Annotated in this window: 9 protein-coding genes; 3 read left to right on the forward strand and 6 right to left on the reverse strand. The window is 42.4% G+C overall.

What is annotated here, in order from left to right:
- The 5 genes from E7303_RS12940 to pap all read right to left on the reverse strand — a co-directional run.
- The coding region (locus tag E7303_RS12940; RefSeq protein WP_292145757.1) for a response regulator at nt 1-560 on the reverse strand (560 nt) is incomplete at its 3' end.
- 34 nt (nt 561-594) lie between these two features.
- Nucleotides 595-2,949 (reverse strand): ATP-binding protein, encoded by a 2,355-nt coding sequence (locus E7303_RS12945; protein WP_292145758.1) that lies wholly within the window; start codon nt 2,947-2,949, stop codon nt 595-597.
- Between the two features lie 72 nt (nt 2,950-3,021).
- Nucleotides 3,022-4,509: an ATP-grasp domain-containing protein gene (locus E7303_RS12950; RefSeq protein ID WP_292145760.1), complete on the reverse strand. Its 1,488-nt coding sequence runs from the start codon at nt 4,507-4,509 to the stop codon at nt 3,022-3,024.
- Entirely contained in the window at nt 4,499-6,247 is a 1,749-nt protein-coding gene (locus tag E7303_RS12955) for an MATE family efflux transporter (RefSeq protein ID WP_292145761.1), read from the reverse strand. The genes E7303_RS12950 and E7303_RS12955 overlap by 11 nt, the downstream gene beginning before the upstream one ends.
- Nucleotides 6,248-6,294: 47 nt before the next feature.
- A complete protein-coding gene (pap, locus tag E7303_RS12960) occupies nt 6,295-7,767 on the reverse strand; it encodes a polyphosphate:AMP phosphotransferase (protein ID WP_292145762.1) in 1,473 nt (490 codons plus the stop codon).
- Nucleotides 7,768-7,988: 221 nt separating this feature from the next.
- On the opposite strand from pap, the gene E7303_RS12965 reads away from it, so the two are divergent.
- Both E7303_RS12965 and E7303_RS12970 read left to right on the forward strand, forming a co-directional pair.
- The gene (locus E7303_RS12965) at nt 7,989-9,167 is read left to right on the forward strand and encodes an acyltransferase family protein (protein WP_292145763.1); all 1,179 of its coding nucleotides are present in this window, start codon (nt 7,989-7,991) and stop codon (nt 9,165-9,167) included.
- A gap of 103 nt (nt 9,168-9,270) precedes the next feature.
- The gene (locus E7303_RS12970; protein ID WP_292145764.1) at nt 9,271-10,161 is read left to right on the forward strand and encodes a DMT family transporter; all 891 of its coding nucleotides are present in this window, start codon (nt 9,271-9,273) and stop codon (nt 10,159-10,161) included.
- Nucleotides 10,162-10,198: 37 nt separating this feature from the next.
- Here the strand turns inward: E7303_RS12970 and preA are convergent, their stop codons facing one another.
- A complete protein-coding gene (gene preA, locus E7303_RS12975) occupies nt 10,199-11,704 on the reverse strand; it encodes an NAD-dependent dihydropyrimidine dehydrogenase subunit PreA (protein ID WP_330601681.1) in 1,506 nt (501 codons plus the stop codon).
- An 89-nt stretch (nt 11,705-11,793) separates the two neighbouring features.
- Here preA and E7303_RS12980 point away from each other — a divergent pair, with 89 nt between their 5' ends.
- A complete protein-coding gene (locus tag E7303_RS12980; RefSeq protein ID WP_292145765.1) occupies nt 11,794-12,720 on the forward strand; it encodes a CPBP family intramembrane glutamic endopeptidase in 927 nt (308 codons plus the stop codon).
- The last annotated feature ends 7 nt before the right edge of the window (nt 12,721-12,727 follow it).

Consider the following 12,727-nt stretch of genomic DNA (forward strand, 5'->3'; position numbering starts at 1 on the left):
GTCTTTTCTGCTATCTCATGATTGGAAAAACCGCCTGCTATGTACTCTGCAACTGTTAACTCAAGGGGTGATAGTATTCCTGCAAGCTCCGTAAATCTCTTTGTTTCAATGTCCTTGCCTTTAAGCGGTGATGTGATCCTGTTCTTTATCCTTGCAAGGAACACGCTCTTAACAAAGGGTTTGGTAATGTAGTCTGCAGCGCCATATTCAAAGCCCTTTATCTCGAAATCCGGATCGTCCATAGAAGTAAGGAAGATAATAGGAACGCCATTTCCATTGTCAAGCTCTCTGATTGCCCTGAAGGTGTCATACCCATCCATATCAGGCATGTCCACATCCAAAAGCACAAGCTGATACTGTATGCCTTTTTTGATATACTCCAGTGCCTGTTTCCCCGACTTGGCAAGGCTTACGCTATATCCGGTATTAATCAATATGTCTTCTACGGTATTGAGCATATTGATATCGTCATCAACACAGAGAATCCGGTAACCTTCCATCCATTCCTCCGTACTTTTTTCTATATTTTCGTGATTAAATCCCTCTACTGATTCCATCATAACAATTATTTCCCAATAAAAAAGTATCTTTTGGTTACCTCTTTAGTTCTTCTATAAGTTTTTCTGCTCTGTCAAAATCTATATCTTTTACAGCCTCCCTGATAGCGCTAATCTCGGGCATTTTTCCTCTGATAGCCTCTATCTCATCAATAGTTTTAAGGGCCGGGGACTGGTTACCGTTCCTTACGGCTTCAAGAAGTTTCTCCATAAGTGCATTCTCATCAAGTACCTCCTCCGCCTTTGCAGGTTTAAAGCTTACTCCGACTTTTTCAAATTCATCAAGGAATTTAGTAAGTCCCTCTTTTGCCCTCTCCCATTCCATGAAAAAGAGCTCCGATGCGGCATCTACGTATTTCCCATCTCCGTCCTTGGCGCGTTTTTCCAATCTTCTGGCGTTGTAGTACAGATCCTGCGCTCCTACGTTGCCTGAGTTTCCCTTAACTGAATGTATAATATACGCGGCTTTAGCATATTCTTTACTTCTGATCAGCTCTTTTAGCTCACATATACTGCCATCTGCTCTTTCCACGAAAACTTCTGCTATTCTCACAAACTGCATGATGTCGCCGCTTAGATGCTTCATAGCCATGTCAAAAGAAATATCATATTTTTCCAGTATCTTTTTAAACTGCACCAAAGTCTCTTCCGGAATATCTATCTGGTCAGTCTTTTCAACGATTGTCACAAGCCCTTTTGGAAGATGCCTTATCAGCACGGTTTCAAGAAGCATGGCGTCAATGGGTTTTAGCAGGTAGTCATCAAAGCCTTTTTCATTAAAGAGCTTTTTGCGTTCAGGCGTTGCATCCGCCGTAAGCACAATGATCGGTGTGTTTTTTCCTTTGCGTTTGTCAATGCGCCTTAGCTCTTCCATGGCCGCTATTCCGTCAATATCAGGCATCATGTAATCCATAAGAACAAGGTCATAGTTCCCCTTTTCATACATTTCGTAGCTCTCCAGGGCAGACTGGGCCGTATCTACGCGGACAAGCGTACGCCTAAGAAGTGATTTAAGAACTGTCAGATTCATACTGTTATCATCTACAGCAAGAATTCTGGCATCCGGAGCGATAAAGGTCTCTCCTGTGGCTTTGTCATATCCCGTATCAACGCCCTTTTTAATTTTAAGGTCAAACCAGAAAAGGCTTCCTTCACCAAGCTTACTCTTGACCTTGATTTCTGTTCCCAAAAGCCTGGCCAGATTGCCGGAAATCGCAAGTCCCAGCCCTGTCCCTTCGATACCACGCTGCCTGACTATAGCCGACCTTTCAAAGCTTTCAAATATCTTTTGCTGATCCTCTTTGCTGATTCCTACTCCGGTATCTGACACTTCAAAATGGATAGTTACGCTCTCCGCATCCTCAGCCAGCTTCTGTATGCCAAATACTATAATTCCCTCGTTTGTATACTTGATGGCGTTGGATAAAAGATTCATCAGTATCTGCGTTAGCTTTCTCGCATCGCCTATAACAAATCCGGGCAGTTCCTTATCTGCATCGGTAACAAAGTCCAGGTGCTTGTTATCAGCTTCTTTTTTGTAATAGCTCCTGAGAGACTCTATGAGATTTGTTATATTAAAGTTCTCTTCAAATATTTCCTCTTTGCCCATATCTATCCTGGACAGATCCAGGAACTGGTTTATCATGAAAAGAAGCTGTCTGCCCGCAGTATCAACGTTCTGAGAATATTCGATTATCTGCCTGTTCTCAGCTTCTCTATAGATCATCTCATTCATGCCAAGGAGCATATTGATAGGGGTTCTTATCTCGTGGCTGATATTGGCCAGAAGTATACTCTTTGCATTGCTGGATTCCTGGGCAATCTTTTGCTGTTTCTGGTACTCTTTTAAATACATCATAAAAATGATCCCTATACCGACGCTTGATATGACAATACCGGAGACCTGGTCAAAAAACTGCCCCGCAGGAGTATCAAATGTTTTGACAGTCTCAGGATGCACATGTGCGATATGGGCTATGGCCACATAAAATGACACGTGCAGGATTTCCATGAAAACAAGGAGCTTTCCTTTATACATTAAAAGAGTGAATAATATTCCGAATGAAAAGAAATATGGCATGGAACCATATAGACCGCCGCTTTCAAAAAAAAGCATGCCAAAAAGTCCCATGAATATAGTAAAAGATGTTATGAGATACCCTGTCAGATAGTGCCCCGTCCGGTCCACAAACATGATCAGCGCAGCACTGGCAATGGCAGCCCCAATATTAATAAAAATATTTGCAGGATCTGCCCCCGTAAAAAATGATGAAATAGCCCCTGCGAAACTTATGATAATGCCCGCAGTCCCCAGAAGTTTAAAAAAGATAATATTGAGCTCGGTTTCTTTTTTATAGAAGTCGATGATCTTAGAAGGAAATATACTTTTCATATATTGCTCCCAAAACAGAGAGAAGAGGCCGCAAAAAAAATGCGGAAACAGCTTAACGAATAAGATTTAAAATCAGCAAAAGTTCCGGAACAGCTCCAGAATACGGCGATTATACGGTGAGGCTTCAAGCAGCATTTCCGGCACGACAGGCTCGCCGGTTGCACCGTCTCTATAATATTCCATGATCCTGTGTGCCAGAACCTCCGGATCCTCATTAAGTACACTTAGAACCTCTGGAGTAATCACTGATGCATCCTCCGGAGGGTCTAAGAAGGGTCCGTCAGACTGCAAAAGCCTGGGGTAATTCTCTTCTATGCACACAAGCAGTTCAAATTCTTTTTTTACTACCTCAGGATCGTCATGAACCATAAAAATACATCCGGTCTCAGTCTCCAGATCCTTGGTTTCATACAGCATATCGGTTTTGCCTGCATTGTCAACCCATCCCGAGTAGAAGCTCTTCATGCCCAACAGGATAGGAATGATCCCGGATGAAGAGATCGACTGATCCACAGCCGAAGAAAAATCTTTAATATAGCCCTGACGCAGAGGCCTGTATACTCTCTGCCGGAATTTATCATGATACTCCTTGTCAAGCATGCTGTTAAGGATCACCTCTGTTTCATGGTACCCGAAGACCCTGTCCAGCCAGCCTGAAGGCGCACTTCCTCCCATGACGCGATAGTTGGCCTCGATCAATACGGGCCCGTCTTTGTCGATCATATATTCCCCGTGAACCGGACCGTCAGTGATACCGAGAGCGCACACTGTTTTGAGCGCATAGTCGATAAGCTCACTTTCTTTTTCGTCCGGTTCATTAATGGATTTTTCCCCACTGTAGATGATTGCACCGGAGGGCATGCGCTTTTTGTAATACCTGAAGCATGAGGTGATAGCAGGGATTCCGTCACGGCTGATCATATTGACAATATATTCCGTTCCGAAGATCCTCTCCTGCAGGAGGAAACGGGTCTCTGCCTCTCCGAACATATTATGATCTGCGCTACATTCCTGCTCAAATGCCGCCAGAAGCTCATCCCTTCCGTGGACCAGATGTACGCCGACCGAGGCTGCGCCGTGGTCATGCTTGAGCACCACATCCTCCGTTCCCGTTTCCTTAAGAAATCTGAGACAGTCCTCCCGGCTTTTCACCTCTGTACCTCGAATATGGCGCAGACCGGCTTTCTTAAGACTCTGATGCATGAGGCTTTTACGTGTCATATTTACAATGTTCGAATATGAGTTTCCGACCATGCCAAGATCGTTTGCCAGACGTGTTCCGGTGATGACGCCCTCTTCGCCTCCGGGTATGACCAGCAGCGGATCAAGTGCTTTGATCTCACGAAGCGTCATATCATAATCAGGGTCCTCCTTGATTATCGTGATGGGATAGCTGATATGTGAATACTTGACCTTACGCTCCTTATCCAGGGTTCTTCTTGCATAGCCATCCGGAAGATATGCCTCAAGGATCACAGGCTCATAGCCCAACTCACGGATATCCTCCAGATAGCCGAACGCTGTTGATGTGGCCTCTACCACTACGATCTTATTTTTCATAGCCTCCTCCTGCATAAAGACTTGTTGAATTCAAACCAAAAATATACTCATGCCTGATATGAAAAAGCTTGGTCAGCATCAGTTCATTGGCTGTAAGATTCTCCTGATCGGGTTTTATCGGATAAAAGGGTTTACTGGGAATGCGGCATGTTATTATCGTTCTGTCCCTGTCTGCACTGATCATGATATCGACCGGAACGTCCGGCCCGCATTTCTCACAGGTATAGGTACAGATCTCCTCCACTGCAAGACATGTCCTGCTTATAAGCTTCGTGTCCGTAAGATACTTTCTCAATTCCTCCTCCACTACAGTGTAAAGCCCGTCAAGGTCTCCCAAAGCGGTAAATCCGCACAGAGCCTTGAGCGGATTACTCTCGTCAAGAAGCAGGATTGGAGAATATCGTCCCCCTGATCTTCGCCCGGTATATAAATTCACGGCCAATACCAGTATCAGGATCAACGCCATACTGACCGGAAAGGCCGTTATCAGACCATAACCTCCGAAGAGCCGGTACAGGATGCTGCCCACGACAGGAATGGATACTATCTTATCAAGCACTCCCAAAACAGTGGAATAGACACTCCTGCCCAAAGCATTATATACATCCCGCAATGTCAGAAGAAGACCACGCAAAGGGTAATGAAGGACATATATGGGGGTAAGGTGGACGATCAGCTTAAGAGCTCCCTCGCCATGAATATTAAATATCTTTGCGATGGGTATGGAAAAACACGCAAAGCAGACCGCAAGTACAGAGCATACCAATAAGATCCCGACCGTGACATTTCTGGTCAGAGCCCGGATGCCGAAGTAGTCACCCTCACCCTTAAGCATAGCTGTAAAGGAGGCATTATTGTCCCCGACGCCACTGAGCGCAATAGAAACTACAGAATCGAACTGACCGAAAAGTGACATTGCCACGACACCCGCCTCACCGAAGTTGACATTCATTAACCGGTTGCAAAAAATCCCTGTAACGGCGTAGCCAATCTGTACTATCCCTACAGGAAAGCCCTTACTGACGATCTCTGATATAGTCCGTAGGGGATACTGCAGTCTCTTAAACGTAAGCGGTACCTTCAAAAAACGGCAGATCAGGACTCCGGCAATAAGAACTGTAATATATGATATCACCGTCGCTATAGCCGCCCCCTCGCAGCCCAATCCAAGCCCCCGGATTAGGATAACATCCAGTCCCACGTTTAATACATTTGCCGCAACGATCAGTCCCATGGAAAGAAAAGGCCTGCCGACAACAGGCAGAAAATAAGTGATATTTGTCAGTGCGATACCTGCAAAGACAAACCAGCACAGACAGCTTACATAACGGTTGAAATCATCCCTAAGCGCATCCGGACAGCCGAATGCACCGGCAAGACCGGGTCGAAAAAGCATCAGTCCGGCAAAAAGTACAAGTCCTGCTGTGAGTGACGCAATCATTGATGCCGTAAAATAAGCATCAGCCCGGGTTTTATCCTTCCTGGCAAGATACTCTGCATACAGGAGTGATCCGCCCACACCAGTGATCGTATATATCATGGATGCCATGAATACAATCGGGATACAGAGATTGACGATCTCGAAAGCCTGCTCATTCAGAAGATTTCCGACTATCAGACTGTCTGCAAATTCACTTAGGGATACACCCACAGCGGAAAGTAGCGCCGGAATCATATAAATACTGTATTTTCTGTTGAGTATGGCTGCATTTCTTTTATATCCTGTTCTATAAGACATCTTGTCGGATCATCCTCCTGTTTTGCATTTGTCTTAAGCATTTTAAATTACAAGTGTTTTTTAATTTGTTCAATTACAATCTTGAGAGCCTTTATTCTTGCATACTTTTTATCAACTGACTCAAGCACATACCATGGTGCAAATGTTGTGCTGGTCTTTTCTATCATCTCATCAATTGCAGTCTCATAGAGATCCCACTTATCACGATTTCTCCAGTCTTCGTCTGTGATCTTCCACTGTTTTTCAGGTGTATTCTGTCTGTCAGTGAAACGCTCTAGCTGAGTATCCTTGTCTATCTGCACCCAGAATTTGATTATAACTGCTCCCCAGTCAGAAAGCTCTTTTTCAAATTCATTGATCTCATTGTAAGCTCTTTTCCAGTCATTCTCAGAGCAAAAGCCCTCAAGCCTCTCAACCATTACTCGTCCATACCAGGTCCTGTCAAAAACGGTAATGTGCCCGGTCTTAGGTAGTCTTGTCCAGAATCTCCAGAGATAATGCCTTGCTTTCTCATGGGGCTCTGGGCTTGCAATTGGCTCAACTACGTAATCCCTCGGATCCAGGGCTTCAGTAATTCTCTTTATATTGCCGCCTTTTCCTGCTGCATCCCAGCCCTCATAAGCAATAATGACAGGGATTTTCTTTCTGTAAACCTTATTCCCAAGGTCTCTTAACTCCTTCTGGAGTTTTTCAAGCTCTTCGTCATACTCCTCATCAGTCAGAACCTTGTCATCAAGGGAAATATCAGAGAGCTTTGTAACTTTCTCCATTGGGAAAGTATTCTGAAGGATAGGCACATTCATCCTCTGATTGGTCAGGGCGATATCTATCCCCTGATTCAAGAACCTCAAAACCTCAAACTCAGCCACTTTCTTGTCTGTAGCATCAATAATGTACCATGGAGTTCTTGATTCATTAGTATCTTCAAGGTATCGCTCAAATACATCAAGACAGCTGTCGTAATTCTTGTTCTGCTTTATATCATCATCATCAACTCTCCACTTTGTGTCCTTGCTATCAAGAAGATTATCCAGGCGCTTTTTCTGTTCTTTTTTAGAAATATGGAAAAAGAACTTCATAACAAGATATCCGTTATCGCAGAGCTGCCTCTCAAAAACGTTTATCGAATGGACTTTCTTTTTATATTCCTCTTCGCCAAGTTTCCCATCAATAACGCCGCTTACTACCTCGTTCATCCAGCAGGTATCATAAAATCTGAATTTGCCTGCTTCGGGGATTTCCTTTATAAACCTGTAAAGAAATGGATATCTCTTTTCCTCATCACTTGGCTGCCTGTCCATAGTAGCAACCCTGAAAAATCTGGGATCGATATTCCTTATAACTTTGCCGATCAGCGCCCCTTTCCCTGCAGCATTCCAGCCTTCAAAAATTACCATAACTGGAAGTCCTGCCTCTTTTATCTTCATCTGCAAGGCAGTCAAATGGGCTCTTTCCTCTTTAATCCGCATTTTTAGTTCATCTGCATCTGAATAATCAGGTTTAACGAAATCCTTAAGCATGGCGCACCTCCTACAAGTCACAGGGACGGTTCTTTTGTCTTGTCCATTTGTTGCATGTTTGTAATAGCGATAATATATATATTTTATTGTAGCAGAATATTTGTCCCCATGGTCCATTAAAATCGCAATTTATGAACAGTGCATAAATACATCTGATTAGCGGGATTTTTGACAAAAGACTACTATTAAGTGGGGTTAGTATTTATTACTGGAGGTATAGTATGAAACAAGCAATTTACTTAGTTTACGTAGCACTACCTGTTATTTTGCTATGGGGAGCAAAATTTTCAGGAAAAAGATTCAACGATGGTTTTCTGTCTCTGGAGCAGACAAAGGCCATTCAGGGATTTCTGGCAATATGCATCATGCTCCATCACATCGCGCAGAAAACCTGTGCGTCCTGGATACAGCCGCAGACGCGCATAGTCCACGGTCTGGACATGTTCGTTCCTATTGGATATCTCTTGGTATCTATATTTCTCTTTTTCAACGGATATGGAGTCTACAAGAGCTATCACACCAAGGAAAACTATCTTGACGGCTTCATAAAAAAACGTATCCTGCCTGTTGTTCTGGCGCTTTACACAACCACTGTGATCTTTTTTATTGCAAGGCTCCTTGTTGGAGAAAAAATGGATGCCAAGCAGGTAATTCTTTACCTTACAAGCATACAGCTCTGCAATCCGAATACCTGGTATGTAATAGTTTTGCCGTTCTTTTATCTGGCTTTCTATTTTTCTTTTAAATTCATAAAAAAGGATGGGCTCGCAGTTCTCGCAACCACTGCATTTGTGGTGCTTTACATGCTGCTTGGCACCAGAATTGACCACAACGACTATTGGATAAGGGGCGAATGGTGGTACAACTGCGTATTCTTGTTCCCTGTAGGAATTATCTTTGCCAAATTTGAAGATAAGATAATCCCTCACCTGAAAAAACACTACTGGGTATATCTTGTTGCAGCACTTCTGCTCTTTTACCCGCTATATATTTATTCCGGATTTATCTGTAATATATTTGGTTACTATGGAGACAACTGGGGAGCCCCAGACACTGTTTTTAGAAGAAGAGTAAGCCTTCTATCTCAGGTATTTTTGACAACAGAATTTGTCTTCACTGTTCTGCTTATAAATATGAAAGTCGCTTTTGGAAACAAATTCCTTAAGTTCATGGGAACGATAACTCTGGAATTCTATCTTATACACGGCCTTTATGTAGAGTTATTTGGCTGGCAGTTTGACGGCGGAGTGCCTTCTCCACACCATATTAAATACGTTTTGGTGTACGTGCTCGTAGTATTTGCTCTGGGTGTTCCATCCGCAATGCTATTGAAAAAGCTCCACGGATTTATCTTACATAAGCCTTACACAATTACTCCACATTCACGCAAAGCTGCTTAAAATACAAGCTCTTTACTTTTCTGGCTATTCTCTTTATTATATTCTCTGCGCCTTCCATTCTTCAAGGCGCTATTTTAAATGAAAGAATAGATGATTTAATGCCATGAACAATAATATAAAGGGAATTCTTTTTACTATATTAGGAGCAGCTTGCTGGGGACTGTCAGGAACAATGGGACAGTATCTCTTCGACGTCCAGAATATGGACAGTAAGTGGCTTGTACCAATAAGACTTGGTCTTTCGGGAATTTTGATTCTTGCATATTGCATGATCAGGCATAAAGACACTGTGCTCAAGCCCTGGAAGACAAAAGAAATGTCTTTTTGGATGCTTGTTTATGGAATACTAGGCGTAAGTACCTGCCAGTTCCTGTATTTCCTTACTATCGAACTCTCCAATGCTGCCATAGGAACAATCATGCAGGACCTGGCTCCAATTTTCATACTTCTTTTTACCTGTCTTCATCTAAAAAGATGGCCAAAGATATCTGAAATCATATCTATTGCGCTTGCAATTTCAGGTGTATTTCTTTTGACAACTCATGGGGATATAGCACATTTATCAATGCCGGTTTCTGCGCTGTTCGCTGGAGTTGGCAGTGCGTTCTGCGTAATGATCTACAACGTTCTGGCTCCCAAGATAACAAAAGAAATCCCTGTCATCGTTGCACAAGGATGGTCATTCTTATTTGGCGGCATACTTTTGGGATTTGCTTTCAAAATATGGACAATTCATTATGTTCCAAACATTTATGGTTTGTTTGGAATAGCTTTTGTTGTAATAGTAGGAAATGTCTGCGCATTCACCCTCTATATAAGCGGTGTATCCAAAATTGGTCCTCAAAAAGCAATTCTTTATAGCTTTGCAGAACCAATAACTGCAGCGCTACTTTCAACTTTTGTGCTAGGAAGCAAGTTTACTGTGTATGACGCTGCAGGTTTTGGTCTCATATTTCTAATGCTATGGATGATAACTTTCTCCAAAGAAAAATAATCACGTAGCCTCCCTGTTTTTTAGTTTCGAGCTGCTATTAGTGATAACTATGAACACGTTTTATACCTGGTGCGATTGCTTTTTGAGGACAAACCAGCAGGCAAAGGTGACAGCCAACACATTTTTTTCCGTTAAGTACGGGACGTCTGTTTTCATCAAGCTTAATTGCCTGATGCCCTCCGTCTTTACATGAAATCATGCACCTTCCACATCCAATACATCGTTCTTTGATAAATCTCGGGAATACGACTGTATCCCTTTCAAGGGTATCTGTCGTACTACTTAATGTATCAAGTCCAAGGCCTATAACTTCCTTAACGCTTCTATAGCCCTTCTCAGCAAGATACATATTGAGCCCGGCTTTAAGGTCGTCTATGATTCTATAACCATATTGCATTACTGCGGTAGTGACCTGCACAGATTCTCCGCCCAAAAGCATGAACTCCAAAGCATCCTGCCAGGTCTCAACGCCGCCCATGGCAGAAATATGCATTCCATTAAGAGCCGGATTCAGTCCAAGTTCTGATATAAATCTTAAAGCGATAGGCTTGACTGCATTGCCACTATAGCCTCCCACAGCGCTATGTCCATGAACTGCCGGAGCTGCAACGTAAGTATGAATATTTAAGCCTGTTATAGACTTAATAGTATTAATTGCCGCTATGCCATCTGCTCCACCTCTCTTAGCGGCCTCAGCCGCAGGACTCATGGAAGCTACATTGGGAGTGAGTTTTGCCAGAACCGGTATATTGGTTGCATTTTTAGCTGCTCTGGTAAATCTTTCCACCAGCTCTGGGACCTGTCCAATGTCACTTCCAAGCCCTCCCTCTGCCATGTTAGGACAGGAAAAATTAAGTTCTATGGCATCTGCTCCGTTTTCCTCGCAAAGTCGTGCAAGCTCGCCCCACTCATCTTCATTTTGCCCCATTATTGATGCAAGTATAAATTTAGAAGGGTAATTCTCCTTTAATCTTCTAAAGATTTCCATGTTTTCAGCGACACTGTGATCAGAAAGCTGTTCTATATTTTTAAATCCGACGATGCTGCCATCATTGCCGGTAATCGCTGAAAAACGTGGAGATGCCTCGTGTATATCAAGTGAGCATATTGTCTTAAAGCACACGCCTGCCCAGCCTGCTTCAAATGCATTTGCACACATTTCATAGGTGCTTGCCACAACAGAGGATGATAAAAGAAATGGATTCTCCAGAGGGATTCCGCAAATATCACATTTCAGAGCATCTTCATTATTTGGGATAGGCGTTTCGCATTCTTTTTTTACCTGAGAATACATGCGATTCATAATATCTCTGATTTCTACTTTCCCTGAGCGAACACATAATTTCTCGCAAGGTGCCGGACAGGTAATACATGGATTCTTTTCCGGCATTCTTTGTGCTGCTGTCTGTTCGTTCTTAAACCAAATGCTTCTAAGGATGTCTGATGGTTCTATCTCATTACAAGCATCATTACAAGGTGCATCGGCACATAATGCACAGTGTATCATGTCTACTCTTTTTATAGTCTGATTTTCCTGAAGCAACACACACCTCCACTTAATATTTTAACGGTATTATATGTTACAATTAATTATATATAGAGAATGATTCACTTGAAAGAGGGGACCTTAATATGGCAGAAAGAAGCAACGAACAGAAAAACTTTTTTAAGAACCTGCACACGGATCAGTATAAATGGAATGATTTCTTTCTTATTCCACTTATACTGACAATTGTGATGATGTTTGTCGGACAGATGGGATTTCTCGTAATCACTGAAGTTTTATTGAAACCGATTATCAACGATAACAATGTTGATTTTCTAACAATATTTCAACATTATGCTACCTTCCTGGGAATATGGATTATAGCTTTACTTTATTGCTACTTTACCAAAAAAAACAGACCAATAATTAAGGCTTTAACACCTTTTTGCAAAGGAAATACAGTGAAATACCTGCTTTTAGGTCTTTTAATTGGTTTTGCTCAAAATGCATTTTGCATTATGGTGGCTTTGCTGCATAAAGATATCCATATTTATTTTGATTCATTAAATCTATTGCAGGTAATTCCACTTTTTATAGTTGTATTTATTCAGTCCAGCGCAGAAGAATTACTTTGCAGGGGCTTTCTGTATCAGAGATTGCGAAGAGGCTATAAAAATCCTGCGATAGCGGTTGTAGGAAATGCTCTGCTGTTTTCACTGCTGCATGCAGCTAATCCGGGATTGTCTCCACTTGCTCTTCCTAGTATCTTTTTTGCTGGACTTCTCTATTCACTTATGGTTTATTATTGCGATTCAATATGGATGGCGATGGCAGCACACGCAGCCTGGAATTTCACCCAGAACATTATATTTGGACTTCCAAACAGTGGTAACGTATCGCCTGTTTCAATCTTTAAACTAGATGCATCTACAGCAATGGATAGTTTTGCATATGACGTAGGATTTGGTGTTGAAGCTACAATAGTAGCTATAGCACTTTTAATAGTAAGCTGTATAATAATTTATCTATGGGGAAGCAAAAATAATAAAAAGCCAACTGAAATTTGGAATTAAAAGATGT

Origin of the sequence: Butyrivibrio sp., assembly GCF_015056685.1 — a bacterium.
GTDB lineage: Bacteria > Bacillota > Clostridia > Lachnospirales > Lachnospiraceae > Butyrivibrio.

Coding starts and splice junctions, on each gene's coding strand:
- E7303_RS12945 (WP_292145758.1), bottom strand. CDS start 2,949: ATGAAAAGTATATTTCCTTCTAAGATCATCGACTTCTATAAAAAAGAA.
- E7303_RS12950 (WP_292145760.1), bottom strand. CDS start 4,509: ATGAAAAATAAGATCGTAGTGGTAGAGGCCACATCAACAGCGTTCGGC.
- E7303_RS12955 (WP_292145761.1), bottom strand. CDS start 6,247: ATGTCTTATAGAACAGGATATAAAAGAAATGCAGCCATACTCAACAGA.
- pap (WP_292145762.1), bottom strand. CDS start 7,767: ATGCTTAAGGATTTCGTTAAACCTGATTATTCAGATGCAGATGAACTA.
- E7303_RS12965 (WP_292145763.1), top strand. CDS start 7,989: ATGAAACAAGCAATTTACTTAGTTTACGTAGCACTACCTGTTATTTTG.
- E7303_RS12970 (WP_292145764.1), top strand. CDS start 9,271: ATGAACAATAATATAAAGGGAATTCTTTTTACTATATTAGGAGCAGCT.
- E7303_RS12980 (WP_292145765.1), top strand. CDS start 11,794: ATGGCAGAAAGAAGCAACGAACAGAAAAACTTTTTTAAGAACCTGCAC.